The organism is Mesorhizobium sp. M1142, from assembly GCF_040318565.1.
Taxonomy (GTDB): domain Bacteria; phylum Pseudomonadota; class Alphaproteobacteria; order Rhizobiales; family Rhizobiaceae; genus Mesorhizobium.
Genome location: NZ_JAMYMK010000008.1, coordinates 82,712 through 108,016 on the forward strand (window position 1 = coordinate 82,712; position 25,305 = coordinate 108,016).

At 63.1% G+C, this 25,305-nt stretch carries 27 protein-coding genes; 11 read left to right on the plus strand and 16 right to left on the minus strand.

Annotation, left to right across the window (positions count from 1 at the left end; translation table 11 throughout):
- Window positions 1-9: 9 nt before the first annotated feature.
- The 3 genes from NKH42_RS15280 to NKH42_RS15290 all read right to left on the minus strand — a co-directional run bounded on the left by NKH42_RS15280 (window position 10) and on the right by NKH42_RS15290 (window position 3,615).
- The gene (locus NKH42_RS15280; RefSeq protein ID WP_352506713.1) at window positions 10-804 is read right to left on the minus strand and encodes a class I SAM-dependent methyltransferase; all 795 of its coding nucleotides are present in this window, start codon (window positions 802-804) and stop codon (window positions 10-12) included.
- 81 nt (window positions 805-885) lie between these two features.
- Window positions 886-1,359, minus strand: coding sequence for a VOC family protein (locus NKH42_RS15285; protein WP_352450557.1), 474 nt, complete (start codon window positions 1,357-1,359; stop codon window positions 886-888).
- Between the two features lie 258 nt (window positions 1,360-1,617).
- Window positions 1,618-3,615, minus strand: a complete 1,998-nt coding sequence (locus NKH42_RS15290; RefSeq protein ID WP_352751904.1) for an ABC transporter ATP-binding protein/permease — start codon at window positions 3,613-3,615, stop codon at window positions 1,618-1,620.
- Window positions 3,616-3,982: 367 nt separating this feature from the next.
- Here NKH42_RS15290 and NKH42_RS15295 point away from each other — a divergent pair, with 367 nt between their 5' ends.
- Window positions 3,983-4,273, plus strand: a complete 291-nt coding sequence (locus NKH42_RS15295; protein ID WP_352506715.1) for a hypothetical protein — start codon at window positions 3,983-3,985, stop codon at window positions 4,271-4,273.
- A 52-nt stretch (window positions 4,274-4,325) separates the two neighbouring features.
- Here NKH42_RS15295 and NKH42_RS15300 read toward each other — a convergent pair whose 3' ends face one another.
- A complete protein-coding gene (locus NKH42_RS15300) occupies window positions 4,326-4,619 on the minus strand; it encodes a hypothetical protein (RefSeq protein ID WP_352704151.1) in 294 nt (97 codons plus the stop codon).
- A gap of 190 nt (window positions 4,620-4,809) precedes the next feature.
- Between NKH42_RS15300 and arr the strand changes: the two genes are divergently transcribed.
- A complete protein-coding gene (gene arr / locus NKH42_RS15305; protein ID WP_352751908.1) occupies window positions 4,810-5,217 on the plus strand; it encodes an NAD(+)--rifampin ADP-ribosyltransferase in 408 nt (135 codons plus the stop codon).
- Window positions 5,218-5,369: 152 nt separating this feature from the next.
- On the opposite strand, the gene NKH42_RS15310 is transcribed toward arr, so the two are convergent.
- The 3 genes from NKH42_RS15310 to NKH42_RS15320 form a co-directional block, all read right to left on the minus strand.
- Entirely contained in the window at window positions 5,370-6,107 is a 738-nt protein-coding gene (locus tag NKH42_RS15310; RefSeq protein ID WP_352477882.1) for a class I SAM-dependent DNA methyltransferase, read from the minus strand.
- Between the two features lie 77 nt (window positions 6,108-6,184).
- A complete protein-coding gene (locus NKH42_RS15315) occupies window positions 6,185-7,495 on the minus strand; it encodes a hemolysin family protein (protein ID WP_352704156.1) in 1,311 nt (436 codons plus the stop codon).
- Window positions 7,496-7,554: 59 nt separating this feature from the next.
- The gene (locus tag NKH42_RS15320; protein WP_352704158.1) at window positions 7,555-8,496 is read right to left on the minus strand and encodes a LysR family transcriptional regulator; all 942 of its coding nucleotides are present in this window, start codon (window positions 8,494-8,496) and stop codon (window positions 7,555-7,557) included.
- 126 nt (window positions 8,497-8,622) lie between these two features.
- Between NKH42_RS15320 and NKH42_RS15325 the strand changes: the two genes are divergently transcribed.
- On the plus strand, window positions 8,623-9,642 hold the full coding sequence (locus NKH42_RS15325; protein WP_352506720.1) for a zinc-dependent alcohol dehydrogenase family protein: 1,020 nt from the start codon (window positions 8,623-8,625) through the stop codon (window positions 9,640-9,642).
- Window positions 9,643-9,684: 42 nt separating this feature from the next.
- Here NKH42_RS15325 and NKH42_RS15330 read toward each other — a convergent pair whose 3' ends face one another.
- Complete coding sequence (locus NKH42_RS15330; protein WP_352506721.1) at window positions 9,685-10,392, minus strand: LssY C-terminal domain-containing protein; 708 nt, start codon at window positions 10,390-10,392, stop codon at window positions 9,685-9,687.
- 250 nt (window positions 10,393-10,642) lie between these two features.
- Between NKH42_RS15330 and NKH42_RS15335 the strand changes: the two genes are divergently transcribed.
- Window positions 10,643-10,960, plus strand: coding sequence for a hypothetical protein (locus NKH42_RS15335; RefSeq protein ID WP_352506722.1), 318 nt, complete (start codon window positions 10,643-10,645; stop codon window positions 10,958-10,960).
- Here the strand turns inward: NKH42_RS15335 and NKH42_RS15340 are convergent.
- The 3 genes from NKH42_RS15340 to NKH42_RS15350 form a co-directional block, all read right to left on the minus strand.
- Window positions 10,942-11,781: an extensin-like domain-containing protein gene (locus tag NKH42_RS15340; RefSeq protein ID WP_352506723.1), complete on the minus strand. Its 840-nt coding sequence runs from the start codon at window positions 11,779-11,781 to the stop codon at window positions 10,942-10,944. The two genes, NKH42_RS15335 and NKH42_RS15340, sit on opposite strands and share 19 nt — an antisense overlap.
- A 115-nt stretch (window positions 11,782-11,896) precedes the next feature.
- Window positions 11,897-12,862, minus strand: coding sequence for an extensin-like domain-containing protein (locus NKH42_RS31265; RefSeq protein ID WP_502899772.1), 966 nt, complete (start codon window positions 12,860-12,862; stop codon window positions 11,897-11,899).
- Between the two features lie 76 nt (window positions 12,863-12,938).
- Entirely contained in the window at window positions 12,939-13,364 is a 426-nt protein-coding gene (locus tag NKH42_RS15350) for a DUF3775 domain-containing protein (protein ID WP_254819248.1), read from the minus strand.
- Between the two features lie 235 nt (window positions 13,365-13,599).
- On the opposite strand from NKH42_RS15350, the gene NKH42_RS15355 reads away from it, so the two are divergent.
- Window positions 13,600-14,139, plus strand: a complete 540-nt coding sequence (locus tag NKH42_RS15355; RefSeq protein WP_352751914.1) for a tetratricopeptide repeat protein — start codon at window positions 13,600-13,602, stop codon at window positions 14,137-14,139.
- A 316-nt stretch (window positions 14,140-14,455) separates the two neighbouring features.
- The gene (gene greA / locus NKH42_RS15360; RefSeq protein WP_023719113.1) at window positions 14,456-14,929 is read left to right on the plus strand and encodes a transcription elongation factor GreA; all 474 of its coding nucleotides are present in this window, start codon (window positions 14,456-14,458) and stop codon (window positions 14,927-14,929) included.
- Window positions 14,930-15,067: 138 nt separating this feature from the next.
- On the opposite strand, the gene waaC is transcribed toward greA, so the two are convergent.
- Genes waaC through rfaD form a run of 3 tightly spaced genes read right to left on the minus strand, consistent with a single transcriptional unit; the run spans window position 15,068 to window position 17,969 of the window.
- A complete protein-coding gene (gene waaC / locus NKH42_RS15365) occupies window positions 15,068-16,042 on the minus strand; it encodes a lipopolysaccharide heptosyltransferase I (protein WP_352751916.1) in 975 nt (324 codons plus the stop codon).
- Window positions 16,039-17,046 (minus strand): lipopolysaccharide heptosyltransferase II, encoded by a 1,008-nt coding sequence (gene waaF / locus NKH42_RS15370; protein ID WP_352751917.1) that lies wholly within the window; start codon window positions 17,044-17,046, stop codon window positions 16,039-16,041. The genes waaC and waaF overlap by 4 nt, the downstream gene beginning before the upstream one ends.
- On the minus strand, window positions 17,019-17,969 hold the full coding sequence (rfaD, locus tag NKH42_RS15375; RefSeq protein WP_254819252.1) for an ADP-glyceromanno-heptose 6-epimerase: 951 nt from the start codon (window positions 17,967-17,969) through the stop codon (window positions 17,019-17,021). The genes waaF and rfaD overlap by 28 nt, the downstream gene beginning before the upstream one ends.
- Window positions 17,970-18,137: 168 nt before the next feature.
- On the opposite strand from rfaD, the gene NKH42_RS15380 reads away from it, so the two are divergent.
- From NKH42_RS15380 to NKH42_RS15390, 3 genes are all read left to right on the plus strand, one after another.
- Window positions 18,138-18,770 carry a LysE family translocator gene (locus NKH42_RS15380; RefSeq protein WP_352687813.1) on the plus strand — a complete coding sequence of 211 codons (633 nt, stop codon included), beginning with the start codon at window positions 18,138-18,140 and terminating at the stop codon, window positions 18,768-18,770.
- A 139-nt stretch (window positions 18,771-18,909) separates the two neighbouring features.
- Complete coding sequence (rfaE1, locus tag NKH42_RS15385) at window positions 18,910-20,388, plus strand: D-glycero-beta-D-manno-heptose-7-phosphate kinase (protein WP_352687811.1); 1,479 nt, start codon at window positions 18,910-18,912, stop codon at window positions 20,386-20,388.
- Between the two features lie 7 nt (window positions 20,389-20,395).
- Window positions 20,396-20,971 carry a D-sedoheptulose-7-phosphate isomerase gene (locus NKH42_RS15390; RefSeq protein WP_352687809.1) on the plus strand — a complete coding sequence of 192 codons (576 nt, stop codon included), beginning with the start codon at window positions 20,396-20,398 and terminating at the stop codon, window positions 20,969-20,971.
- Between the two features lie 264 nt (window positions 20,972-21,235).
- Here the strand turns inward: NKH42_RS15390 and NKH42_RS15395 are convergent, their stop codons facing one another.
- On the minus strand, window positions 21,236-21,712 hold the full coding sequence (locus tag NKH42_RS15395) for an Lrp/AsnC family transcriptional regulator (RefSeq protein ID WP_023678347.1): 477 nt from the start codon (window positions 21,710-21,712) through the stop codon (window positions 21,236-21,238).
- A gap of 254 nt (window positions 21,713-21,966) precedes the next feature.
- Here NKH42_RS15395 and trxB point away from each other — a divergent pair, with 254 nt between their 5' ends.
- Window positions 21,967-22,941, plus strand: a complete 975-nt coding sequence (gene trxB, locus NKH42_RS15400; protein WP_254819256.1) for a thioredoxin-disulfide reductase — start codon at window positions 21,967-21,969, stop codon at window positions 22,939-22,941.
- Window positions 22,942-23,038: 97 nt separating this feature from the next.
- Window positions 23,039-23,935: a LysR family transcriptional regulator gene (locus NKH42_RS15405; protein WP_023719100.1), complete on the plus strand. Its 897-nt coding sequence runs from the start codon at window positions 23,039-23,041 to the stop codon at window positions 23,933-23,935.
- Window positions 23,936-24,191: 256 nt separating this feature from the next.
- On the opposite strand, the gene NKH42_RS15410 is transcribed toward NKH42_RS15405, so the two are convergent.
- The gene (locus NKH42_RS15410; RefSeq protein WP_352740171.1) at window positions 24,192-24,689 is read right to left on the minus strand and encodes a methyltransferase family protein; all 498 of its coding nucleotides are present in this window, start codon (window positions 24,687-24,689) and stop codon (window positions 24,192-24,194) included.
- Window positions 24,690-25,305 lie beyond the last annotated feature (616 nt).

A 25,305-nucleotide genomic window follows, 5' to 3' on the forward strand; every position in this document is an offset into this window, starting at 1 on the left:
GTCTACGGGTCAATCGCCCGGTGACTGTCGGCTCGCCCGAACTGCGGTGATGATCCAGGCGCGCGAGTCGAAAAGCACACCGTCCGCGGTCAAGTGCGCGTCGAGCAGATCGCGCAACCGCCGTAGCGCCGCGTCGACATCCACATCCGCGCGGGCGAGCGGATCCTTGACCAGTTGCAGGCCAAGCAAAGCGTCATAGGCCGCATCGACGTCCTGGCCGTAGAAGACCGGCTCACGCACTTCGGCAAAGTCGACCGAAACAAAACCGGATGCACGCAAGATCTCCGCGGTGATGGCGGGGTCGCCAAGCGAAAACGGGGTGGCGGCGCCCGCCGATATGGCGGTCCCCGGCGCAATTGCCCCCTGAATGGCAGTTGCCCACTCATTACGGTCCTGGCATTGCCATACCATCCACACAAGACGTGCCCCTGGTCGCATCGCCCGGCCGATATTGGCGAACGCCGCCGCCGGATCGGCAAAGAACATCACGCCAAATCGACTGATGCACAGATCGAAGCCGGCAGGCGGAAATACCAGCAATTGCGCATCGCCGCGCTCAAAGGCGACGTTTCGCAATCCTTCTTCGGCGCTACGGCTCCGGGCGATCTCGAGCATCTGCGCCGATACATCCACGCCGAGCACGCTCCCTTCCACCGCGACACGGGCGGCATCACGAGAGGATTGTCCCGAACCGCATCCGATATCGAGCACGCAATCGCGCGTTCCCGCCTTGACCGCAGCCCTGAATACCTCGTTGTGCCGCCGCAGTTCGGCGTCGTAAAACTCAGCGCAGTTCAACACCATCGCACGCCTGTCTGGAGGTGGGCCGGCAGCATTTCCGGCCGCTCTGCCCTGATCTTTTCGCGTCGGGCTAACCCCGAACTGTCAGCCGCGCCGCGCCGCCTCGATCGCTGCAACGTCGATCTTTTTCATCTCCATCATCGCTTCGAATGCGCGCTTTGCTTCATCGCCGCCGGCGGCCATCGCTTCGGTCAGCACGCGCGGCGTGATTTGCCAGGAGATGCCCCATTTGTCCTTGCACCAGCCGCAGGCACTTTCCTGGCCGCCATTGCCGACGATGGCGTTCCAATAGCGGTCGGTCTCCTGCTGATCGTCGGTGGCGATCTGGAAGGAGAAGGCTTCGTTGTGCTTAAACGCGGGCCCGCCATTGAGGCCGAGACAGGGGATGCCGGCGACCGTGAACTCGACCGTCAGCACGTCGCCTGCCTTGCCGGACGGGTAGTCGCTGGGAGCGCGGTGGACGGATTTCACCGAACTGTCGGGAAAAATCTCGGAATAGAAGCGGGCCGCAGCCTCGGCGTCCTTGTCGTACCAAAGGCAGATCGTGTTCTTGGCGATTGTCATTGCTGGTCCCTTTGCTTTCGAAATCAATCGGGGCTTTTGAAATCAACCCGGGTTTTTCACAGCTGGCCTCGGCGTTGCACCGGACATGGAAATGCGCTCGTGCCATCGACGTTCCGGCAGCAGCAGCTGCCCGGAATCAAGGTACCACGGCTGGTGCTTTCAGGACCAGATGCGGGCAGTGACTCGAACCGGCGATGGTCCGCCTGGTCCGACCGGCGGCCTCACTCTTTGCGTAGGGCAGCGCCGCTTTGCTCAAGGTCGCGCTGGCTTTCCGTTGGCGCGCCGTTGCCTCAGAAGGCGCATGAGCAAGTTCCGTCTGTCCTTGCGCGGGACGAGTTCGATATCGCTGACAAGTTTTGCGCCGCCCTTGTGCCGCTCCAATGTGATCTTGCGGCTGTGGAAGGCCTCCAGCTCGGCGCGGTGCGCTACGCTTATGATGGTGACCTTCGGCAATTCGCGAATAATCATCTCCATCATCTTGTCCTGGCTCTTCTCATCGAGTGCCGACGTTGCCTCGTCCAGCACGATGATATCGGGGCGGTGCAGCAGAAGACGCGCAAAGGCGAGGCGCTGCTTTTCGCCACCCGACAAGGTCTGGTCCCATGGCGCGTCCTCCTCGATCCGGTCGTTGAGGTAGTCGAGCCCCACCTTGTCGAGGGCAGCCTTGATCTTATCCAGCGTCCAGTTGTCGGCGGCGCCTGGATAGGCGACAGCGCGGCGAAGCGTCCCGGTCGGGATGTAGGGCCGTTGCGGCAACATGAACAACCGTCTGTCGGCGCGGATGTTGACGCTGCCGCTACCCCATGGCCACAGACCCGCGACGGCCCGCACCAGCGTACTCTTGCCCGAGCCGGATTCGCCGGCGACGAGCACCCGCTCGCCTGGTTCGATCACGACCTCGGTTTCCTTGACCACGGCGGTGCCGTCGTCGAGCGACACGGAGAGATTGTTCAGGCTGAGCATCGCATCGCCGCCGGTCTCGCCGCGCTTTATGCGTCCCAGCGTGTTGCTCTGTTCCGCCCGCTCGAGCCCGTCGAGCGACATCATCAGCGAGGCGATGCGCCGTGCACAGGCGTTCCAATCGGCGAGACGGGGATAGTTGTCGACCAGCCATCCGAACGCGCCCTGCACGATGGCAAAGGCCGAGGCAGCCTGCATGACCTGTCCAAGTGTCATGCTGCCTTCGAGGAACTTTGGAGCGCAAAGCAAGACCGGCACGACAGGCGCAAACAGGCTCGACCCCTGAGACACCAGTGCCGTGCGCATGTGCTGGCCTGCAAGGAGCGCCCATTGCCTGAGCACATGGGCAAATGTCTTGTCCATGCCGCTGCGCTCCTCCTCCTCGCCGCCGAGCAATGCGATGCTCTCGCCGTTTTCCCGCACGCGCGTCAGCGTGTAGCGGAACTCGGCTTCCGCCTGATTTTTTTCCTCGGAGAGGTGGACGAAATGGCGGCCAATGACCGCCATCGAAGTGGACGTGATCGCGGAATAGAGCACTGCGGTGATGACCAGGAAGCCGGGAATGGTGACGGTCGAACCTGCAATCGTCAGGGTCAGGGCGCCGCCGATCGTCCAGAGCACCACGATGAAGGTCGAGGCCGACAGAAATGCGACGATGACACCGGCGATGAAATCGACGGGCGATTCGGTGGCAATCCGCAAATCCTCGGCGATGCGGGCTTCGGGGTTGCTATGATCGCCGCCGACGAGGTTCAGCTGATAGTAGCGGCCGCTTGCCAGCCAGCGCGCGATGACCGCGGTGGTGAGCCAGGACCGCCAGCGGCGCTGTATCCTCATGCGAAAGAAGACTTGTGCCACCACAAGGCTGGCGCTTCCGATCACGAGTGGCAGGAATACGGCGCTCAGCCAATATACGGTGTGGGCATTGCGTTGCTCAATGGCGTCGAAAATTGCGCGATTCCAGACATTGATCCCATACTGGAAGCCGACATTGGCGACGATCAGGACCAACAGCCCGATCGTCAACGGCCAGGCGACCCTGTCGCCACTGCCGCTCCAGTAACCGCTCGCGCTGATCCAGAAGCGCTTAAGCAGGTATCTCTTGCGCGCCCGCTCTGCCTCTTCAGGTGTCAGCTCAGGATCGGGTTCGGTGACATCCGGCGGCGGCGCGGGCTGGCCGACGACCTCTGACGCGACTTCGACAGTCGATTGTTTCTCGCGGCGCGACTTCTCGGCATCGCGCGTTCGGGCGCCGTCAACCGATTTCAGCTTAAATTTAGCCTCGGGCATCCGGCGATAACGGCTTAAAAATCAGAAGGTTTCATAGCGTCCGCTCGAGATCCGAGATGCCAACAACGCCAAGGCTTCGCAGCTGTTCCGGTGCTCGCAGCAGCCTATGGTCGTTCTCGATGACAGGCTTTGATCGTTGCGGGGCAGAATTCGCTCAGGCTCTCAAGATTTGTCCGCATGCTGCATTCGAAGAGGCTGGACGCAAGCGGCGCGAAAAGTGCCATCGGCCCGAGTCAACAGGATCGAGGAGGAGAGATCATCTCGATTGCGATTGCGAGCATTTGCTGCCCAGCCGGACCGCGCCAGCCCCGAATTCCGGAACAAGGGTGCGATTTTGCCGTTGAGCCAGAAACCGGAAGCGACCCGCATGTCCGAATTGCCGAATGAAGAGATCGAAGGGCGGCTGAACGCCCAGCGCGAGACTCTGGCGCTGGTCGTTGCGCTGCTTGCCAGCAAGGATACGGCACCCGAGCGAATATGGGCCGAACTGGAGGCCCGTTTTCAGTTTCAGAACAGTCAGGAGGACCCTGGCGTCCTGCCAAGCCGCGCATTTGCCATCGAAGCTACGAAGATGCGGGAGTTCAAGCTGATCGCCGAAGAGGCGCAGGCGCGCAATGCGGAATGGAACGGCAGGGACAAGCCACAGGGCGCCAGCTGAAACCCCGGAGAGTGGATGCAGGACCGGCCATTTTACGATGACTGAGCAAGCGTCAGCTTTGCTGCAAAAGTGTACGTGCCAACTCTTGCCATTCCTCGTCAAGCGTTAAGGTCGACGGCGCCGCGTTGCTGCGGCGATACCAATATTCCGCATTCGACTGGTCGCCTTCCTTGCGGTGGAGATAGGCATGCACGTGCATGCCCGCCGTATTGTCGCGCTGCTGCGCGCACTCGTGCGCCTTAGTCCAATCGCCCTTTGCATCCCACCACAACGCCTGCAGGGCAGGGCTCAAGCCGGCTGGCGGCTGTGGTTTTGCAATCGAATCCCTGAAGGTTTGCAGATCCATTTTTCCACCATAGCGACGTTCAGGGCGCCGATAATACCCGCACCGGCAGCCGACCGGAAGCGTGCTTTGGGCGGGACGACCGGAATGGGGGGACGTCCGATAACCGAACGGCCAGACGGTTGATTCGATGACGTGCATGAAATAGTGCGCACCACAACACCATGACGCCTGAGACAGCGAGGATGAGCCGATGACAGCCCCCGACAAGCCGCGCCAATTCTACCACGGCACCCGGGCCGACCTTAAACCGGGAGACCTGATCGAAGCCGGTTACAGCTCCAATTACGGGGCGCGAAAGCAGGCAGCCTGGGTCTATCTAACCGGCACTCTGGATGCCGCTATCTGGGGTGCAGAACTGGCCGCCGGTGACGGACGCGAAAGGATCTACATCGTGGAACCAACCGGCCCGATCACGGACGACCCCAACCTTACGGACAAGAAATTTCCCGGCAATCCGACGCAGTCCTATCGCTCCCGCCAGCCGCTCAGGATCACGAGCGAGGTCACCGAGTGGCGGGGCCACTCGCCCGAGCGGCTGAAAGAGATGAAGGACCATATCGAACGGCTGAAGGCGCAAGGCATCGAGGCGATCGATTGATCGCGAAGTCCTGCGATTGCCAAGCTTGACCTGGCTGACGGTCGGCGGCAGTCTCATTTCTGCGTCGCAGCCGCCGCGAAATACGGCTCCACGTCCGCAATGGGTCCGTGAGTTGTCGTTGCTTGCAGGGGCTGGAGAGCGGATGCTTCCTTTCATCTCGTCGCGAACGTGATGATCTCGGAGCTCGAAGGGCCAACTGGGCTGCCGTCAAAGCCGCCGAATTGCCGTTCGATCCGTAGACCCGCGTTCCCCAGCAGGCTCGATAGGGCGTCCATGTCGAGGAATCGCAAGGTGCTGCGACTAACTTTCGGAAGGCTCGGATGCTTTCCGCCGAACCTGTGGGTGAATGTCACGGTCTGGCCATCGAACGGCATGATCACCTCTGTTGTGATCTGCACCAGAGACCCGTCAGGCAGCTCAACGACGACAGCATTTTCGGGTGTCCAGTGCTCCCACGCCCGCACCGAAGGGTTCCGCGTTTCGAACGCGAAGCATCCGCCTGGCACAAGGGCGTGTCGCGCAGCCGCCATGAAATCCCCCAGATCTTCGTCGCTGACAAGGGCCTGGAATGCGTGCCCCGTCATCACAATGAGATCAAACTCGGCTGTCCAGCCGGCCGATTGGAGATCGCCGAGGACCCATTCGATATCCGTGCGCGTTCGTGCCCGATTCAACACGCCGGGTGCTGGGTCGATGCCGCAGAGCCGCCCTGAATGTCCGGCCAGGCGTGCCTCGTGAAGGAGGGTGCCCGTTCCACATCCGACATCAAGCACCGCGTTTGCTGTTAGAATGCGGGGCAGGTAGAAATCATAGTCGTCGCGCGCAGATCTCGGGTGCCAGGCATCATAGACGGCAGCGAGATACGGGTCGGCGAAAAACTGGTCGACCATAAGGCGATATCCCCAATCAACTTTGACTGTGCGAGCGGTGTCGCCGCGAGCATATAGCCCATAAGTCGCGTCGATCGTTACCGCACGACCTCGCGGTGGCGGCCGGGCAGGCGGGTGGCGATGAGCTTGTCGATGCGGCGGCCGTCGAGGTCGACGACCTCGAAGCGCCAGCCTTGCGCGTCGACACATTCGCCGGTCGCCGGCAGATGGTGCAAATGCGACAGCACATAGCCGGCGACGGTTTCGTAGTCGCGGTTCTCGGGCAGGTCGATGCCGAGGACCTCCGCCATCTCGTCGGCCTGCATATAGCCGGCGAGCAGCCATGAGCCGTCCTCGCGCTTGACGGCGTTTTCCTCGTCGCCGGCGTCGAGGTCGGAACGGAAGACGCCGGTGATCGCTTCCAGAATGTCGGCCGGGGTGACGATGCCTTCGAAATGGCCGTATTCGTCATGCACCAGCGCCATCGGCACGTCCGATTCCTTCAGCGTCGCAAGCACGTCCAGCGCGTCGGCCTGGTCATGCACGATTGGCGCGGCGCGCACGTGCCGGCGCGGGTCGAGAGCGCGGCCGCCGAGCATTGCGGCCAGCACGTCGCGGGTCTGGACGACGCCGATCATGGCGTCGACGCCGCCGTCGCCGGCCGGCAGGCGCGAATGCTGGGTGTCCATCAGCAGCTTCCTGATGGCCGCCTCGTCGGATTGCAGATTGATCCAGTCGACCTCGGTGCGCGGCGTCATCACCGCGCGCACGGCACGGTCGCCGAGCCGCATGACGCCGGCGATCATCCGCCGTTCGTCGGATTCGATGGTGCCGTGGTGCTCGGCTTCGGCGACCAGCATCTTGATCTCCTCGTCGGTGACCTTGTCCTCGCTCTGGCCGCGCTGGCCAAGCAGCCACAGGAGGGCGCGGCCGGAAAAATCGAGCAGGAAGACCAGCGGCGCCGAGACGCTGGCGAGGATGGTCATTGCCGGGGCGACCCTGACGGCTACCCGTTCGGGGTCGCGCAATGCGATCTGCTTGGGCACCAGTTCGCCGATGATCAGCGAGCCATAGGTGATGAGGGCGACGACGATGCCGACGCCGAGCGGATCGGCGAGGCTTTCGCGGATGCCGGCCGACGCCAGGGAGGTGGCCAGCCGCTCGCCGAGCGTGGCGCCGGAAAAGGCACCGGACAAGACGCCGACCAAAGTGATGCCGATCTGCACCGAGGACAGGAATTTTCCCGGATTGGCGCCGAGCGCCAGGGCCCGGCCGGCGCCCTTGACGTTGCGGTCGATCATCGTCTTGAGGCGCGCCGGCCGCGACGAGACGATGGCGAGTTCGGACATCGACAGAAGGCCGTTCACGCAGATGAGGACGACCACGATGGCAATTTCAGCATAAAGCATGCCGGGTCCATAGCATTGCCGCGCGGTTTTCGAAAATAGGACGGTCGCGCTTTTTAAATTTAGCGAGCCGGGCAATCAGGCGGCATCCATGCCGCATCCCAGGGCGGCGCGGAAAAATGCTCGATCAGGGCGTCGACGACGACGCGCACCTTTGGCGCGAGATTGCGTGTTACCGGCCAGATGGCATGCACCACGGTGTTTTCGACAAGACAGTCCGACAGAACCATTTCGAGCTCGCCGCGCCTGATGCTGTCGGCCGTCAGCCATGTCGGCAGATAGACGATGCCGCAGCCGGCCAGTACCGCATCGAGCATCGGTTCGCCGTGGCCGAGCACCAGCCGCGCCTTGGGCGCGAATTTTTCGAGACGGCCGTCGACATGCCTGACGGTCCAGGGGTGGACCGTGCCGTCGCGGCCGTAGCCGATGAGGCTGTGCCTGGCCAGGTCCTCGATCGATAGCGGCCTGCCATGGGCGTCGAGATAGGCGGGGGCGGCGCAGATGGCCGAACGTTGGGCATAGATGCGGCGCGCGGCGATCGACAAGCTGTCGTCGAGGTCGCCCATACGCACCGCCAGGTCGATGCCTTCCTCGATCAGGTCGACGCGCCGGTCGTTGAACGAGATTTCCATCGTCAGGTCCGGGAATTTTTTGGAAATGTCGAACAGAACCGGGGCGACGCACCGCCGGCCGAAGGCCAAAGGCAGGTCGACGCGCAGCCGCCCGGAAGGCACCTGCTTGCGCGAAGCCAGCAGTGACTGCGCGGCTTCGATCTCGGCCAGTGCCCTGACGCAGGCTTCGTAATAGCTCAGGCCCTCACTGGTCGGGCTCAGGCTGCGGGTGGTGCGGTTGAGCAGGCGAACGCCCAATCGCTGTTCCAGCTGCGCGATCGACTTGCCGACCGCCGATTTCGTGACATGCAGCCGCGCGCCGGCGCCGGTGAAGCTGCCGGCCTCCACCGCGTGAACGAATGCGACGATGCCTTGCAAATCGGCCGATTCCAATGAAGCGCTCCTATTGTAGAGTTTTGCTCCTTAATCTGTTGCATAACATGCCACATGGAAGCACTTTTCTCCATAGTGAAACGGCATAAATGTCTCGCGCACCATCAACCACGGAGCGCGAACCAAATGAGCACCCAAAACAGATCCTGGCAGATGACCGGTTTCGGCCTGTCCAGTTTGAAACCGGCCGAGGGAAAGCTGCCCCGACCCGGGCCGCATGATCTTCTGGTACGCGTCACAGCGGTATCGCTGAATTACAAGGACAGGATGATCGTCGATGGCGTGCTGATACCGGACCTCAGCTTGCCGTTCGTGCCGACATCGGACGCGGTTGGCGAAGTTGTCGCCACCGGCAGCGAAGTCAGCCGCTTCGGCATCGGGCAGCGCGTGCTCGGTCAGGTGATCGCCGACTGGCCGGACGGCAACGCCCCGCCGGTGCTGCACAAGCATACGCTTGGTTCGTCACTGCCCGGCATGCTGTCCGAGCATGTGCTCTTTCACGAGGATGCCGCCGTGGCGGCGCCGCCGTCGCTCAGCGATGTCGAGGCATCGACGCTGCCGATCGCGGCGCTGACGGCGTGGTTCGCGCTGGTCGAGGCGGCCAAGCCTATCCCGGGTGAGACCGTTCTCATCCAAGGCACCGGCGGCGTGTCGCTGTTTGCGCTGCAGTTCGCCGCCGCTTTCGGCCTGCGCGCCATCGTCACCTCGAGCAGCGACGAGAAGCTCGAGCGGGCAGAAGCGCTCGGCGCCTGGAAGGGGATCAATTATCGCAGCCATCCGGCATGGGACGAGGTCGCCCGCGAGCTGACAGACGGCGCCGGCGTCAGGCACGTGCTGGAGATGGTCGGCGGCGACAATGCGCGGCGCTCGCTCAATGCGCTGGGCGCCGACGGCAGGCTGTCGCTCATCGGCCTTCTCGGCAGCATGGAGCTCAGTTTCCCGATCATTCCGTTCCTGCGCAACCGGATCGTCGTGCAGGGCATATCGATCGGCCACCGCCGCGCCTTCGAACGAATGAACCAGGCGATCGAGACGCTCGCGATCAGGCCGGTGATCGACAGGGTGTTTGGCTTCGACGAGGTGCCGCAGGCATTCGAGCGTCTGGAGACCGGACCGTTCGGCAAGATCGTGATCACCGTCCCCTGAGCCCATCGGGCGAAATGGCTGTCAGACGGGCCGATTGCGCGCCTACGGCAGTTGCAGCAGTACGCCGATGATGGCCTTGCCGTCGGTGAAATAGGGATCGCCTTCGCCGTTGCGCCCGGTCTTTGTGGCGCCGACCCCTGGTATGTCGCTGGTCGAGATCAGCATGCCGGCGGCGGACAGGTCGCGCATCAGCCCATCGCGCTCGGCGTCGATGTCGGGGCCGATGTGATGAGTGATCGCGCCGGTGTCATGGCTGAGGCCGACGCCGCGGTCAAAGCTTGCCGAGCCAAGCCAAAGCGGCCGGCCGTCGTCTCCGGTCGCAGCGGTCTGCCAGAAGCGGACGTGGTGGCGCCGGTCGGCGCTGTCGCCGACCGGCTTTTCGAAGGCTAGGTCCTGGGCGCGGCCTTCGAACAGCAGCCGGCTGACCGGCGCGTCGGGATAGGGGCGGTCAAACAGCACGCTTTCGCCGATCTCGATCGCCGTCTTCAGCGAGACCGCGTCTGCCGTATCCCAGCCGGCGACGGCAAAAGCATGGACAAGCTCCTTCTTGGTGCCGACAAGGCCGACATTGATCGGATCGCCCGGAATGCCTTGCGGCGTGTGCGTCACCATCTCGAATTGCTGATTGCGAAAATTGCGGTCCCGTAACGTCCAGAACTCAGGCGCGGCGAAATAGGCGAGCGAAAGATAAGCGGCACAGCATGCCACCAGCCAGGTCGTTGCACGTCGTCGAAGGCTTCGTTGGCTCATGCATTGGCTCGAACTGGCAGGCCCGTCGGGCCGTCGAAATCCTTGGCAAGCGGCGCGCAGCCGGTCTATCCTCATATTTTAGCATGAAATGGCGTAGAACCGGCTAGCACGAATGAGGGCGTGATGGAGGGTAAACCGGCGCGCGGCACTGCCATGGCGTTGACCGCCGACCTTATCGCGCTGGTCGAACGGGTCGAGCCGGATCCCGGCCCCGAGCCGGGGACGACCGAGCATAGCGACGCGGAGTTCGATGATCTTGTCGAGCAGCTGCTTCTGGAATACCGGCGCCAAAGCGCTCTGGGTCTTTGCCTACGGCTCGCTGATCTGGACGCAGACGCTGGCGCGGGCAGCCGGACATTGGGGTTCGTCCGCGCAGTATCTGTTCCGCACCGTCAGCATGCTCGAGGAAAGCGGAATCCGCGACAGAAACTTGTGGCACGTCCAGGACCTGGTGGCGCAGCATGGCTTCCACCGGCGGCACACAACGCGGCTGATCCAGGCGCTGTTGCACGAAATAACTTGTCGCATTTCATCTGAAAACCGGAACGGTCAGCGGCAGGCGCGGTAGCCGTTCTTGCGATTCTTGATGTCGAAATGGAAATGGTTGCGGTGGTCGTAATTGTAGCCGGGGCCGAGCACGGTGGTGAAATACTGGCAGCCGTCGGCCCGCACATTGTTGAGGAAGCCGCGCGTGCGGAAGGCGAACAGGCCGGGCTTGCGGACGTCGATGTCGTCGCCATTGTTAAGCTCGATGCTCATCACGTCGAGCGCATTGCCCTTGCCGTGTTCCGACAAAACACCTTCGCCGGCGATCCTGCGGCAGGAATAGCTCGAGCCCTGGTGGATGGTCTTGACGCCTGAAAAATAGCGCCAGCGGGCCGACGGGACGAGTTCATTCCTGGTCCAGCCGGCAAAGCTGGCGGCCATGTCGCAGGTCAGCGTCGCGGCCGGCTTCATCGCGACGCTGCCGATGGCCGAGACCCTGACCGGATAATCGATGCCGCATTGGCCTTCATGGATCGGCGCGACGTCGGTGTAGACGACGCCGAGGCGTTTCAGCTCCTTGCGGCAATCGATCTCTGCGGCCGGCATCTGTTCGGCCGGCGACATCGGATTGTCCATGCGCGGATAGGCGGCCGTCATATAGGGGTTGGATGGGACGAGGCGCTGCATGCCGGAATATTCTGGGCCGGAATCTTGCTGGCCGGAATAGGGCGGAACGGCAGCGGTCTGGCTCCCGACGTCGACGGCCGGCTGCAGCGACAGCACGCTGCCGGTGTTGCAGGCGGAGACCGCCGCAATGGCAATCACGACGGCAAGCCTGCCGGCCATGCGCGCGCGTCCTGTGTGCCGCGCAGCGACAAGCGCAGCGCGAATTAGCCCGGCCATCGGAAGGGTTCCTGTCCCCAGATGGCACAGACTCTAAACCTGAAGAGTAAAGGAAAAATCAGCGGCGCCGTTCACGTCTGCGGCCAAATTGCGGCGCCCATCATCGCGGCCGGCGTCATTGGCAAAACGTGCCGCCATTGCGGCGCGGTTCGAGATCGAAATGGAGATGCTGCGAATGATCGGCATCGCTGCCGGGGCCAAGCACGGTCTTGAACGGCCCGCAGGCTGCCTTGCGCACTGCGTCCAGGAATTTCGCGTCCTTTTCCGGCGGCGCCGGGCCGACATCGATCTCCTTCCCGTCCGAAAGCTTGAAGCTGGCGATATCGAGCGCATTGCCGAAGGCGTGCTCCGACAATTTGCCGCCACCATTGCGCGACCGGCAGACGAAGGCGGAGGCCTGGCCAATCGATTTGAGGTCCTCGCCAAACTCCGCCTTTGCAGCAGGCTGGATGACCGAAGCAGCAAAGCGTGCGGCGGCCTCGGCCATCTGGCAATTCAGCTCGGGCTCCGGACCGATGGCGATGGATTTGCCGAGCGTCTTCAGCACGATCGGGTAGGGGATCGAGCAACCGACCGCCGCATCGCGCTCGGGCTTGCGCTCCACGAAATCGACGCCCATCGATTTCAGCCGCCTGCGGCAGGCCAATTCCTCGGCCGGCATTTCTTTCTCGGCAATGGCGACCGATCGAGGATCGGGAAGGATTTCTTGCTCCGTCTTTTTGTCTGCCTCGGCCGGGTTTCGTGGCGCGACCGATGAGTTTGCCGGCGGCTCGGCCTGCGCCGGCTTTTCAGGCGGCTGTGGTGCGATCGCCGGCGGTCTCGGCTGCTCGGTCCTGGACTGGCCATTTTGGGGCTGATCGTTTTGAGGCTGACCGTTTTTGGGCCGCTCAGCCTCCGGAGCGGGGCGTGGTTCGGGGACCGGGATCTCGGTTGGTGCTGGCGGAGTGACTTGCTGGTTGAGTTGCGGAACCGGTGCGGTTGGCGGCAGCTCGGGCGCCTTGGCTGAAACGGGTCCCGCCAGCGGCGTAGCCGCAACGGCCAGCAGCAATCTGCCCAATCTGAAAAAGCCAAACGCCGCCATTGTATCGCAACGGCCAGAATGCAGCGAAGTTGCCTTGGGCGAGGGGGGCTGGCGATCACAATCGGTAACCGCGCTGTTACGCGCCGATCGCTTCCAGCCCCTCCTCGAGCCAGTCCGCCAGCAGCGGCATGCCGAGTAGATATTTTGCCGTGCGCTTGTTGGCGCGCTCGCGGGCGGCGGTCAGCGCGTCCGTCCATTCCGTCGCGTCATAGTCCCCGCGGCCAACCCAGGCCAACGCAATCAGTTCGGCCGCTTCGTCGACATTGAGATCGTCGATCAGCTCGCGCAGTTCTTCCTCGGTGAGATCTTCGGAGCTTTCCTCGGCAAGGCCGTCATGATGGTGGTTGTCGTGCGCGTTGCCGTCGAGCTCTACCTCGTGCTCGGCGCCGTCGGCATAGTCTTCGTTGACGGCGGCGCTGAGCGCCTTCGCCTTCAGGATGAACAGGCGCACGGTGTCGGGACCGATCGAAAGCTCCCAGTCTCGTTCAACGCGTTGCTGCACCGGCCGTCTCCCTGCTTCGTGCTCGGTCGGCCCGATGATAGCGGATTTGCAGCGCTCGTCACGTTCTCTTGCGCGTGGGCGTTAGTCGCGAACCATGATTATGTTGCCCTCTCTTCCCGGAATAAGATGGCCTTGCTGGGAGAGATCGCGGTTTTGAGATAGGATGACATTTTCCGGGACGAAACGGCTTTGGCCCGGCGTTAGTGTTGCATTGTCAGGTTCAAAGGAGAGTGTAATGCGCAGACGATTGCTGATTTACGCCATGGCCATTGCCGCCCTGCCGCCGATTGCGGCTCCGGCGTTTTCGGCTGGTGAAGGCGGGGGAGGTGGTGGCGGCGGCGGCCAGAGCCAGTGCAAGAAGGGGGAGGCCTGGGACAAGAAGCAGAAGAAATGTGTCTCGCCCAAGCAAGGTATGCTGGATGACGACAGCATCTATGATGCCGGTCGCGCGCTGGCGATGGATGGACGCTATGACGAGGCGATCGCCGTGCTCAGCCTCGCCGCCAACAAGCAGGACCCACGCATCCTCAACTATCTCGGCTATTCGCACCGCCATTCCGGCCGCGTCACCGTCGGCCTCGGCTATTACGAGGAAGCGCTGCGCATCGACCCGAACTACACGCTGGTACGCGAATATCTCGGCGAGGCGCACCTGCAGATCGGCGATCTTGCCGGCGCCCAGGAGCAGCTCCGCGAAATCGAGAAGCGCACGGGCAAGGGATCTCGCGAATACGGCATGCTGTCGGAGCAGATCGATCATTTCATGAGGAGCTGATCCGACCTCCGGACGCTGCTCATACCGGCTGCGGCGATCGCAGCCGGTTTTTTGCTGTGCTCACATGCTGCTCCGAACTGGAATTTGGCATCACGGTACACGTGATGCGCTCCTTGACGTTAGGTCAGCCGCGCAATCGGTGGATGATTTTTCAAAATCCGACTTTTTGGACGTGAAAAACCCGCGAAGATTGCTATATCTTGCAAAGATTGTGGTGAGACGGTTCCGTTAGCGAGGCTGCCGGACCGTTTTCTTTTTGTACCATCGACAAGGTCGCTCCCGATTGCGGGGGCGGCGGCAGGAAAGGTCAGGCATTATGAACAAGGTCCCGATGACAGGCGAGGGGTTCGCGTCATTGAAGGAAGAACTGCGCTGGCGCCAGCAACAGGAGCGGCCGCGTATCATCGAGGCGATTTCCGAAGCGCGCTCGCATGGCGACCTCTCCGAAAATGCCGAATATCACGCGGCAAAAGAGGCACAGAGCCTCAATGAGGGCCGGGTCAACGAACTCGAGGACCTGATCGCGCGGGCCGAGGTGATCGACGTCACCAAGCTCAGCGGCGACAAGGTCAAGTTCGGTGCCACCGTGGTGCTGGTCGACGAGGATACCGAGGAGAAAAAGACCTACCAGATCGTCGGCGACCAGGAGGCCGACGTGAAGTCCGGCCGCATCTCGATCTCCTCGCCGATCGCGCGCGCCCTGATCGGCAAGGAAGTGGGCGATGCTATCGAGGTCAACGCACCGGGCGGCGCCAGGGGTTATGAGATCGTCCAGGTGCAATTCATTTAGAACCTTTTGATAATTCTACTCTGGCGGCCGACTAGCGCGGTTTTCTGCCCTTCCGGTGCTCACGTACTTTAAGTACGCTCCGCTCCGGTTCTCGAAAACTACGCTATTCGACTCGCCAGAGCGAATTCTGAAAAGGTCCTATGCAGAGCCTTGTAATTTAAGCGCCAGCAATCTCTCTGCTTCCGCCATCACCTCCGGCGGCGTGACGCTGCGGCCAGGCGCGGCCAGTAGCGTCGATGCGAACGGCCCGCGCGGGCCGGTCAGGCCGGGCTCCGTCGCCAGGAATACAGCCACCGTCGGCACGCCGAAGGCGCTGGCGAGATGGGTCAGGCCGGTGTCGGCACCGATGACCAGCGTCGAGCCGCCGATGACGGCGGCGATCTCGGCAAGCGGCGATCTGGGAACCACCACGGTTTGCGAAACGGCGCGGGCGATCGCTTCGGCAGCCCCCTGTTCACGGTCGTTCGACCAGGTGGTGACCGGGGTCATCTCCCGTGCCACGAGAAGCCTGGCGATTTCGATCCAGTCCGCGACCGGCCATTTCTTGTCCTCGCGGCTGGTGCCGTGCAGCAGGAAGACTGTCTTTTCGCCGACAAAAGTCGATTTTCCGGCTGGCGACACGATCCCCGATTCGAGCCGGGAAAAATCCGGCTCGTAGCCGAGCGCCAGCCCGAACAGGCGTCTCGTGCGCTCGATGGCATGCAGGCCGAGCGGCACGGCGTAGCGATGGCCATAAAACAGGCTCGCCGAAGGCTCGCGGGCGCTCGAGCGGTCGAAGCCGGCGATCGGTGCTGCCGTCAGCCGCGCCACCAGCGCCGATTTCAGCAAGCCTTGTACATCGAGGACGAGGTCGTAGCGGGACGCGCGCAAGGCGCTGCGCAGGCCGACCACTTCCCGCCATGTGCCGGGCTCGAGCAGCTTCCCGCGCCAGCGCCGGATCGCCACGCTGTGGATGGTTTGGATGGCTGGATGCAGCGCCACGATGCCGGCAAAGGCCTCTTCCACGCACCAGTGGAAGGAAATATCCGGGCGGGCGCGGCGCGCGTCCTCCACTGAGGGAAAGGTGTGGATGACGTCGCCCATCGACGACGTCTTGACGATCAGCACCTTCATGCGGCGGCCGGCATTTCCAGCAGCCGCTCCGCCGCCGCCACGACGCGTTCGACCTCCAACGTCTTCAGGCAGTTGAGATGACCGAGCGGGCAGATTTTTTTGTGGCAGGGCGAACAGGACAGGCCGAGCCAGACCAGTTCGCGGTGCTCGGCGAGCGGCGGCGTGTTGTCGGGCGAGGTCGAGCCGTAGACGGCGACGACCGGCGTGCCGACGGCGGCGGCGACATGCATCAGCCCGCTGTCGTTGGAGACGGCGAGCCTCGCGGCGGCGATCAGGTCGATGGCATCCTCCAGCCGCGTCTGGCCGGCAAGGTCGGAGGCGCCCGGCGCCAGCGCCGCGATTTCAGCCGTCACCTCAGCGTCGTTCTTCGATCCGAACAGCGCGACGCCAAAACCTTTCGCCATCATCTCGCGGGCAAGGCCGGCATAGTGTTCGCTCGGCCAGCGTTTGGCCGGGCCGAATTCTGCGCCGGGCATCACTGCCACGAATTTCCCCGCCGTCAGCCCGAAACGGCTGAGCAGTGCCGCCTGGCTGGCTTGATCGACGGCGAGCTTCGGCGCATGGAAGGCGCCGCCGCGGGCAAGGCTGAAATAGGCCTGCGCGGTGCGCCGTTTCAGGCGATCGGGCAAGGGCACGACGTCGGTCAGCAGCCCGTAGCGCATTTCCTTGAGATGGCCGACACGGCGCGGAATGCCGGCAAAGAACGGGATCAGCGCCGACTTCCAGCTTCCCGGCAGGACAAAGGCCATGTCGTAGCGGCCGCGCAGCAGGCGGCCGAAGCGCCTTCTGACGCGGAATTCGAACGCGCCGGATTGCAGCGGCAGGTCGATCTGCTGGCGGATTTCGGGCATGCGCTTGACCAGCGGTGCTGCCCACGCCGGGGCCAGCACGTCGATGGCGGCGTTCGGATGAAGCTCCCTCAGTGCCTGGAACAGGCACTGCGCCATCACCATGTCGCCCACCCAGCGTGGGCCGATCACGAGGATCGTTGGGCTTTCAGCCATTCGACATAGTCTCTGACGCCGGTTTCCACTGTGCGGAACTGGCCATTGTAACCGGCTGCGCGCAAGCGGGACATATCAGCTTGCGTAAAGCTCTGGTAGCTGCCCTTGAGGTGGTCGGGAAACTCGATGAATTCGATCTGGCCCTTGCCGAGCGTATCGATCACCGTTTCGGCAATGGCGCGAAACGGCTGGGCCTTGCCGGTACCGCAGTTGAAGATGCCGCTGGAACCGCGTTTCCACAGCCACAGATTGACGTCGGCGACATCGCCGACATGGATGAAGTCGCGGCTCTGCTCGCCGGGCCCGAAACCGCCATAGGCGCCGAACAGCTTGGGGTTTTCGCCGCGTTCGACCTGGTTGAACAAATGGAAGGCGACAGAGGCCATGGCGCCCTTATGCGCCTCGCGCGGACCGTAGACGTTGAAATAACGCAGGCCCGCCACCGGCGAATGGTCGGTATCGAAAACGGTGCGGCGGACATAGTCGTCGAACAGCTTTTTCGAATAGGCATAGACGTTCAGCGGCCGCTCGCATTCCGGCTCCTCGCGAAACTCGGCGCCGCCGCCATAGACCGAAGCGGACGAGGCATAGAGGAAGGGTACGCGCAAGGCCAGGCAGGCGTGCAGCAGGTGCTTCGAATAGGTGTAGTTGACCTCCATCATGAACTTGCCGTTCCATTCGGTGGTGGTCGAGCAGGCACCCTGGTGGAAAACCGCCTCGATGCGGCCGAGATCACCGGCCTCCATCCGCGCCAGAAAGTCGTCCTTGTCGAGATAGTCGGCGATCTCGAGGTCGGCGAGATTGGCGATCTTGTGGCCGTCGGTGAGGTCGTCGACGACGAGGATGTCGCTGAAACCGTCGGCGTTGAGCGCGGCGACGATGTTGGAACCGATCATGCCGGCGCCGCCCGTGACGATGATCATATTAGTACGCCCTGACTTGCCGTTGCTTGCCGATTCCGGCCCTTATAGGGGAGGCCGGCAGGCCTGTCGATAAAGCAGGTGGCGGGGCGGTTGGATGAGCGCCACAGTGCCGCCGCAAACGTCACGTTTCAGTCGGCCTGCCGGCCAACCGGCGACAGGAGCAAGGTAATGCCGTCAACCGAACTGCTTGTCGCCTTTTTCGCCACCACGGCGATCTTCGCCTATATCCCCGGCCCCGCCATGCTCTATGCCGCTGCGCAAACCATGGCGCGCGGCCGCTGGTCGGGCCTGATGGCGGCGCTCGGCATCCATCTTGGCGGCTACGTTCATGTCTTCGCCGCCGCTGTCGGCCTGTCGGTGCTGTTCCATGCCGTGCCGGTGCTTTACATGGCGGTCAAGCTGGTCGGTGCGCTGTATCTGATCTGGCTCGGTGTTTCGCTGTTTCGCGCCAAGGCGCAAAGCGACGTTGTCTTGCCGGGAATTCAGCCGAAATCCGCCCGCCGCGCCTTTTTCGAGAGCGTTGCCGTCGAGGTGCTCAACCCCAAGACGGCGATTTTCTTCATGGCGTTCCTGCCGCAGTTCATCGATGCCTCGGCGGCGTTTCCGGTGTGGCTGCAGTTCGTCGTGCTTGGAACGATCGTCAATTTGATGTTCTCGTCGGCCGACATTGTTTGCGTGGTGCTGGCCGGCGCAGTGATCGCCAGGCTGCGGCAGTCGAGCCGGGCGCAGCGCCTGATGCGGCGGGCCGGCGGTGCGGTGCTTGTCGGACTGGGCGTGCATGTCGCGTTGCAGAAAAGCTGACGCATTGCCTCGCCGCCGTCATCGGTCGAAGGCCTGCCGTTGCGTCGGCTGAAATTGCGGTATATCGGCATCGCCATGAACGGCCGGCCCTGCCAATCGAATTCCCCGTCACCGAAAATCGGCTCTCCCACGCATTGACATGATCAAGCTGCCCTCTCCCGAACCTCTTCACCGCGCCATTTCGCGCTTCGGCAGCGCCACCGTGCTGGTGGTCGGCGATTTCATCCTCGACCGTTTCGTCAACGGCGTGATCGAGCGCATTTCGCCGGAAGCGCCGATCCCCGTGCTGCACGGGCGCGGCGAAACGCTGGCGATGGGGGGCGCCGGTAATGTCGTGGCCAACATCGTTTCGCTCGGCGCTGCCGTCATACCGGTCTCGGTGATCGGCGCCGACGAGGCCGGCAAGAACCTCATGCGCATGCTCGGCGAATTTGGCGTCGACACCGGCGGGCTGTCGCAGGATGCCGATCGCATGACGTCGTCCAAAAGCCGCTTCAGCGCGCTCAACCAGCAGGTGCTGCGTTTCGACGAAGAGGAAATCAAGCCGCTGGGCGATGCCGAGCACGCGACATTGGTCGGGCATTTTCGCGAAGCGCTGGTGCGCGCCGACATCGTCATCCTGTCCGACTATGGCAAGGGCGTGCTGCTCGACGGCGTCGCCGGTGAGCTGATCTCGATCTGCCGGGAAGCGGGCAAGCCGGTGCTGGTCGACCCGAAGGGTAGGGATTATGCGCGTTATGCCGGCGCGACGGCAATCACGCCCAACCGCAAGGAACTCGGCGAGGCGGTCGGCCACGCAGTGTTTGCCGATGACCAGATCGAGGCGGCGGCGCGCCAGCTGATTTCGGCGCACGGTTTCGATTTCGTCGTCGCGACGCGCAGCGAAAAGGGCATGAGCGTCGTCGGTGCGGACGACGCCCGCCATATCGCCACGCAGGCGCGCGAAGTGTTCGACGTTTCGGGCGCCGGCGACACGGTAATCGCGACCTTCGCGCTGGCTCTTGCAGCAGGGGCTGATCGTGTCTTGGCCGGATCGATCGCCAACGCCGCCGGCGGCGTCGTCGTCGGCAAACGCGGCACCGCGCGGCTGACGATCGAGGAACTCACCGGTGCGCTGTTTCGCTCGCATGGTCCGGTCGCCCACAAGGATGCCATCCTCGATGCCGCGGCCGCGGCGCGGCTGGTGGCAGCGTGGAAGGACGAGGGCTTGAGCGTCGGTTTCACCAATGGCTGTTTCGATATCCTGCATGCCGGCCATGTCAGCCTGTTGCATGCGGCGCGCAGCCAGTGCGACCGGCTGGTGCTCGGTCTCAACAGCGATGCCTCGGTGCGCCGGCTGAAAGGGCCGGGGCGCCCGGTCAACGACCAGCATGACAGGGCCTGCGTCCTTGCAGCACTTGCCTCGGTCGACGCCGTCGTCATCTTCGAGGAGGATACGCCGCTTTCACTGATCGAGGCGCTGAGCCCGGACATACTGGTCAAGGGCGCCGACTATACGGTCGATCAGGTGGTTGGCGCCGATGTCGTGCAGAAGGCCGGCGGGCGCGTCGTGCTGGTCGATCTCGTCGCCGGCAAGAGCACGACCGGCACCATCGGCAGATTGCGCGCCGGGAACTGAGGGTTTCATGTCCGAACTGAACGATTACCTGGCCCGCTCGGCGGCCGCGATTTCGGCGATGGTCGAGCGCGACCTGACCAGCGAGATGGAGCGGGCGGTCAGCGCCGTCGTCGCCGCGCTTTCGCAGGGCAAGGCCCTGCTGATCGCAGGCAATGGCGGCTCGGCCAGCGACGCCATCCATATCGCCGGCGAGCTGGTCGGCCGCTTCCTCAGGGAGCGCAAGGCCTATAACGTCATCGCGCTGCCGGCCAACGCGGCGGTGCTGACCGCCTGGGGCAATGATTACGGCTTCGACACGGTGTTTGCGCGCCAGGTTGAGGCGCATGGTTCGGCAGGCGCCGTGCTGATCGCCATCTCGACCAGCGGCAATTCGCCAAGCATCCTCGCCGCCGCCCAGCAAGCGCGCATGATGGGCATGACGGTGGTCAGCCTGACCGGCGACACCGGCGGCAAGCTGAAGCCGCTCTCCGACATCCTGCTCAACGTACCCTCGACCTCGACGCCGATCATCCAGCAGGGGCATTTGTGCCTTTACCACCATCTCTGCGAACTGGTCGAAACGCGCCTCTGCGACGCAGGGTGATTGCGCCAGGCCGGTAGAGGCCGTCAATTGTCAACGGGGAGAAGTAGCCGCAACGCTGGCGACCCCTCTCCCCGTCCTTCACGGGGAAGGTAAGGTGAGGGCAGCGCCAGTCTGTATTATTTGACGCATAGCCACATTTTGTTCTTGCTTTGTGCCGGCAGCTATGCTACTAATTCAACTACGGTGATGATTCCCACCGACGATCCGCCCGCCGAGGCGGGTTTTTTGTTTCCGGGTTTTGTTTCTCCGGGGCTTTGCCTGGTCTCAAGCCGAAAACGCCACCAACCCTTCGTCCTTGACCCGGCGGATGGTCAGCGCGGTTCGCACCGTATCGACATTGGGGGCCGAGGCCAGTTCCTCGATGACAAAGGTCTGGAAGGTGCCGAGATCGCTCGCCACGCAGTGCAGCAGGAAATCGGATTCGCCCGACACCATCCAGGCATCGCGCACGATCGGCCAGCCGCGGGTGCGCTCGGCGAAGGTCTTGAGCTCGGCGTCGGCCTGGTGATGTAGGCCGATCAGGCAGAAGGCGACGACGTCGAGGCCGAGTGCCGGAGCGTTGAGCAGGGCACGGTAGCCGCGGATGATGCCGGCCTCTTCCAGCCGCCGGACGCGGCGCAGGCACGGCGGCGCCGAAATGCCGACGCGGCTCGACAGTTCGACATTGGTCATGCGTCCGTCCTGCTGAAGCTCGCGCAGGATCTTCCAGTCGATGGCATCGAGATCGGCCTTGATCGGCATGGCGGCTTCCGTGGTGACGCGAAAGAATCTTTCGCGACTTTGTAGTTAAACGACTTTGCTGTCTATTCCATCCGCTGGATCGAGGATTTTCGCAGCATCTTGCTGCGGTTGCTTGTCGCCGTCGCCGGCGCCGAAGCTTTCCGGGGACGAACGGCAACTTGCCTTGCTGGCGTCGCAGGCAACACTTACATTACGCGCAACAATCGACGAGAGTTCATGCCACAATCCATGGCTGCTCCCCGCAGAGGCTTTTCATGATCACCAAGCACGCGCCTGTTCTCATCATCGGCTCCGGCCCCGCCGGCTATACGGCGGCAATCTATGCCGCCCGCGCCATGCTCAAGCCAATGCTGGTCGCCGGCCTGCAGCAGGGCGGGCAACTGATGATCACCACCGACGTCGAAAACTATCCGGGCTTCGCCGAACCGATCCAGGGTCCATGGCTGATGAGCGAAATGCTCAGGCAGGCCGAGCATGTCGGCACCGACATCGTCAACGACATCATCACCGAGGTCGACCTGAACGTGCGGCCGTTCCGCGCCAAGGGCGATTCCGGCACGATCTATACCGCCGACGCTCTGATCATCGCCACCGGCGCGCAGGCGAAATGGCTGGGCATTCCGAGCGAACAGACCTTCATGGGTTTTGGCGTCTCCGCCTGCGCCACCTGCGACGGCTTCTTCTATCGCGGCAAGGATGTCGCGGTGATCGGCGGCGGCAATTCGGCTGTGGAGGAAGCGCTCTATCTCTCCAACCTGGCCAAGAGCGTCACCGTTATCCACAGGCGCAGCGATTTCCGCGCCGAGCGCATCCTGCGCGAGCGGCTGCTGCAGAAAGACAATGTCCGCATCATCTGGGACACGGTGGTCGACGAGATCACCGGCAGGCCCGGCAAGGCGCCGCTGCCGCCGTCGGTCGAAGGGCTGAAGCTGCGCAACGTGGTGACCGGGCAGGAGATGCATCTGGTGGTCGACGGCGTGTTCGTGGCGATCGGCCACGCGCCGGCGGTCGAGCTGTTTGCCGGCAAGCTGAAGCAGAAGCCGAACGGCTATCTGTGGACGGCGCCGGATTCGACCCGCACCGATATGCCGGGTGTGTTCGCCGCCGGCGATGTGACCGACGACATCTACCGCCAGGCGGTGACGGCGGCCGGTCTCGGCTGCATGGCCGCGCTCGAGGCGGAAAAATATTTGGCGGGGATCGAGGTTCACCGCGAAGCGGCGGAGTGATTGTTGAACAAGCGGCTGAGACAAGCCGCGCAAAAGCCTGATTTTTCATTCAGACGCCAAAACAGGCGGACGCCAGAAAACAGGACGAGGGGAAATCATGGCGTTGGATTGGGACAAGCTACGCGTGTTTCACGCCGCAGCGGAAGCGGGGTCGTTCACCCATGCCGCGGAAACACTGCATTTGTCGCAATCGGCGATCTCGCGGCAGGTCAGCGCGCTCGAGCATGACGTCGGCGTGCCGCTGTTCAATCGCCATGCCCGCGGCCTGGTGCTGACCGAGCAAGGCGAGATGCTGTTCCGCACGGCACACGACGTGCTGATGAAGCTTGAAACCATCAAATCGCGACTGACCGAAACCAAGGACCGGCCCTCCGGCGTGCTCAGGGTGACGACCACGGTCGGCCTCGGCGCCGGCTGGCTGACCGAGCGCGTGCAGGAATTCATTGAGCTCTATCCCGAGGTCAGCCTGCAGCTCATCCTGGCCAATGAGGAGCTCGATCTCACCATGCGCCAGGCCGACTGCGCCATCAGGCTGCGCCAGCCGCAGCAGCCGGACCTCATCCAGCGCCGCCTGTTCACCGTGCATTTCCATCTCTACGCGGCGCCCTCCTATGTGAATAAATACGGCAAGCCGAATTCGATCGCCGAGCTGAAGGCCCATCGCATCGTCACCTTCGGCGTCCCGGTGCCGGCGCATCTGTCGGAACTGAACTGGCTGGAGACGGTCGGCGATTTCGAAGGCGGGCAAAGGGTGCCGACGCTGCAGATCAACGACATACTGTCGATCAAGCGGGCGGTGCAGGGCGGCGCCGGCATCGCCATGCTGCCGGATTATGTGGTCAGCAAGGATTCCGGGCTGGTGCAGTTGTTGCCCGAAACCGAAGTGCCGTCCTTCGATACCTATTTCGCCTATCCCGACGCGATGAAGAACCAGGCGAAGCTGCATGTCTTCCGCGATTTCATCATCGCCAAGGCGCGCAGCTGGTCGTTTTAGTTACCAGTGCCGCTCGTCGACTTCTGAGCAACGTCGGGCGATTGGCGAAGGCTTCGGCGAATTCGTCCTTCTTCCCGTCAGTATATGGGGAGAAGCTGGCGGCAGCCAGATGAGGGGCAGCGCCAGCCTTTGTCGCACTTGCCCTTCGATGGGCAGTCCTGATGCCCCCTCATCGCCCTGCCGGGCACTTCTCCCCGTATAGTGACGGGGAGAAGGAGCTGTCCCGCCGGTTTCGCCAATTGTCGGCGTCCAGAAATTACCCGCGCCAAGGCGTCAGCCGGGGCAGCCAGCCTGGTACGGCCCGGCGGTAGGCTTCGTATTCGGCGCCGTAGCGGCGGGCAAGCGTCGGTTCCTCATATAGTTTCACGAAGGAGATCATGGCGGCCGCGGCGATGACTAGATAGGCGGCGACCGTCCCGCTCGAAAACAGCAGTGCCTGGCCGAGGACGATCGACAGCACGGCGACGTACATCGGGTTGCGGACATGGCGATAAATGCCGCCGACGACCAGCCTCTCGGTCGGCGCGACCGGGGCTGGCGTACCCAGGCCCTCCAGGGCAAAACGGGCAAAGGCGTGCAGCAGCACGATTGTGCCGGCGACAATCAGCAGCCAGCCCACAGGAACGAAACCGGGCAGTCTCGACCAGGGCAGGCGATAGCGATCGGTCAGCAGCCAAGGCAGCAGTCCGGCGACCACGCCGGGCGCTGCCGCAAGGAAGATGACGCTGCCGGCGATCGCCGATGTGGCTCGCATATAGCTCTCCTTACGGGTGCGGCCTTGAACGGTCTCCTGCAAAGCGCTTCAGGTCTTGTCCGGCATGTAACCCAAACCGCTACACCCTCAGGTCAAGCTCGATGGCGGGCTTTTTGGGCGGCATGCACCAGCAAGGTCTGGCTGCCGAAAAAACAAACGCGTGCTGCACGATTCCACGTCATTCTGCGTTTTTCGACTTTCCGAGCAGGAATCGCTGCTGATTCGCGGCTGCGGATCGATTTTTGCCTTGCCGCACGCTGTATTTCAGCGATTCAACTGGTCCTATTGCGCTTCGGGACGGATTAGACCACAGCCGGCGCCTTTTTGCATGTGAGTGTTGCAAAATAGATGCTTGTTTCTTGGGCATGAAGAGCACATATATAGATCATCTCCTGAGCGCGTTCTCCTCCCATTAGCGCTCTCGAGTGTTCCCCTCTGGAGGTTAGCCTTAACAGGCACTTCCAATCAAACTCAGCCGGGTCTTCATTGATCCGGCTTTTTTGTTGCCCGAAACCAACACTTCGCCGGAAAATCGGCCGGAACTGGCGCGTAACAGTGACATGTAACCTCGGGTAACATGCGTTGGCACGCCAAATCGGGTAAGCAGAGCATAGGA

What these genes read in the sequence shown, in the direction of transcription:
- rfaE1 (WP_352687811.1), top strand. Translation starts at nt 18,910, where the DNA reads ATGATCAAGCTGCCCTCTCCCGAACCTCTTCACCGCGCCATTTCGCGC.
- NKH42_RS15290 (WP_352751904.1), bottom strand. Translation starts at nt 3,615, where the DNA reads ATGCCCGAGGCTAAATTTAAGCTGAAATCGGTTGACGGCGCCCGAACG.
- trxB (WP_254819256.1), top strand. Translation starts at nt 21,967, where the DNA reads ATGATCACCAAGCACGCGCCTGTTCTCATCATCGGCTCCGGCCCCGCC.
- NKH42_RS15325 (WP_352506720.1), top strand. Translation starts at nt 8,623, where the DNA reads ATGAGCACCCAAAACAGATCCTGGCAGATGACCGGTTTCGGCCTGTCC.
- NKH42_RS15355 (WP_352751914.1), top strand. Translation starts at nt 13,600, where the DNA reads ATGCGCAGACGATTGCTGATTTACGCCATGGCCATTGCCGCCCTGCCG.
- NKH42_RS15315 (WP_352704156.1), bottom strand. Translation starts at nt 7,495, where the DNA reads ATGCTTTATGCTGAAATTGCCATCGTGGTCGTCCTCATCTGCGTGAAC.
- arr (WP_352751908.1), top strand. Translation starts at nt 4,810, where the DNA reads ATGACAGCCCCCGACAAGCCGCGCCAATTCTACCACGGCACCCGGGCC.
- NKH42_RS15310 (WP_352477882.1), bottom strand. Translation starts at nt 6,107, where the DNA reads ATGGTCGACCAGTTTTTCGCCGACCCGTATCTCGCTGCCGTCTATGAT.
- NKH42_RS15300 (WP_352704151.1), bottom strand. Translation starts at nt 4,619, where the DNA reads ATGGATCTGCAAACCTTCAGGGATTCGATTGCAAAACCACAGCCGCCA.
- NKH42_RS15395 (WP_023678347.1), bottom strand. Translation starts at nt 21,712, where the DNA reads ATGCCGATCAAGGCCGATCTCGATGCCATCGACTGGAAGATCCTGCGC.
- NKH42_RS15390 (WP_352687809.1), top strand. Translation starts at nt 20,396, where the DNA reads ATGTCCGAACTGAACGATTACCTGGCCCGCTCGGCGGCCGCGATTTCG.
- NKH42_RS15330 (WP_352506721.1), bottom strand. Translation starts at nt 10,392, where the DNA reads ATGAGCCAACGAAGCCTTCGACGACGTGCAACGACCTGGCTGGTGGCA.
- NKH42_RS15295 (WP_352506715.1), top strand. Translation starts at nt 3,983, where the DNA reads ATGTCCGAATTGCCGAATGAAGAGATCGAAGGGCGGCTGAACGCCCAG.
- NKH42_RS31265 (WP_502899772.1), bottom strand. Translation starts at nt 12,862, where the DNA reads ATGGCGGCGTTTGGCTTTTTCAGATTGGGCAGATTGCTGCTGGCCGTT.
- NKH42_RS15280 (WP_352506713.1), bottom strand. Translation starts at nt 804, where the DNA reads ATGGTGTTGAACTGCGCTGAGTTTTACGACGCCGAACTGCGGCGGCAC.
- greA (WP_023719113.1), top strand. Translation starts at nt 14,456, where the DNA reads ATGAACAAGGTCCCGATGACAGGCGAGGGGTTCGCGTCATTGAAGGAA.
- NKH42_RS15340 (WP_352506723.1), bottom strand. Translation starts at nt 11,781, where the DNA reads ATGGCCGGGCTAATTCGCGCTGCGCTTGTCGCTGCGCGGCACACAGGA.
- NKH42_RS15405 (WP_023719100.1), top strand. Translation starts at nt 23,039, where the DNA reads ATGGCGTTGGATTGGGACAAGCTACGCGTGTTTCACGCCGCAGCGGAA.
- NKH42_RS15380 (WP_352687813.1), top strand. Translation starts at nt 18,138, where the DNA reads ATGCCGTCAACCGAACTGCTTGTCGCCTTTTTCGCCACCACGGCGATC.
- waaF (WP_352751917.1), bottom strand. Translation starts at nt 17,046, where the DNA reads ATGGCTGAAAGCCCAACGATCCTCGTGATCGGCCCACGCTGGGTGGGC.
- NKH42_RS15410 (WP_352740171.1), bottom strand. Translation starts at nt 24,689, where the DNA reads ATGCGAGCCACATCGGCGATCGCCGGCAGCGTCATCTTCCTTGCGGCA.
- waaC (WP_352751916.1), bottom strand. Translation starts at nt 16,042, where the DNA reads ATGAAGGTGCTGATCGTCAAGACGTCGTCGATGGGCGACGTCATCCAC.
- rfaD (WP_254819252.1), bottom strand. Translation starts at nt 17,969, where the DNA reads ATGATCATCGTCACGGGCGGCGCCGGCATGATCGGTTCCAACATCGTC.
- NKH42_RS15335 (WP_352506722.1), top strand. Translation starts at nt 10,643, where the DNA reads ATGATCTTGTCGAGCAGCTGCTTCTGGAATACCGGCGCCAAAGCGCTC.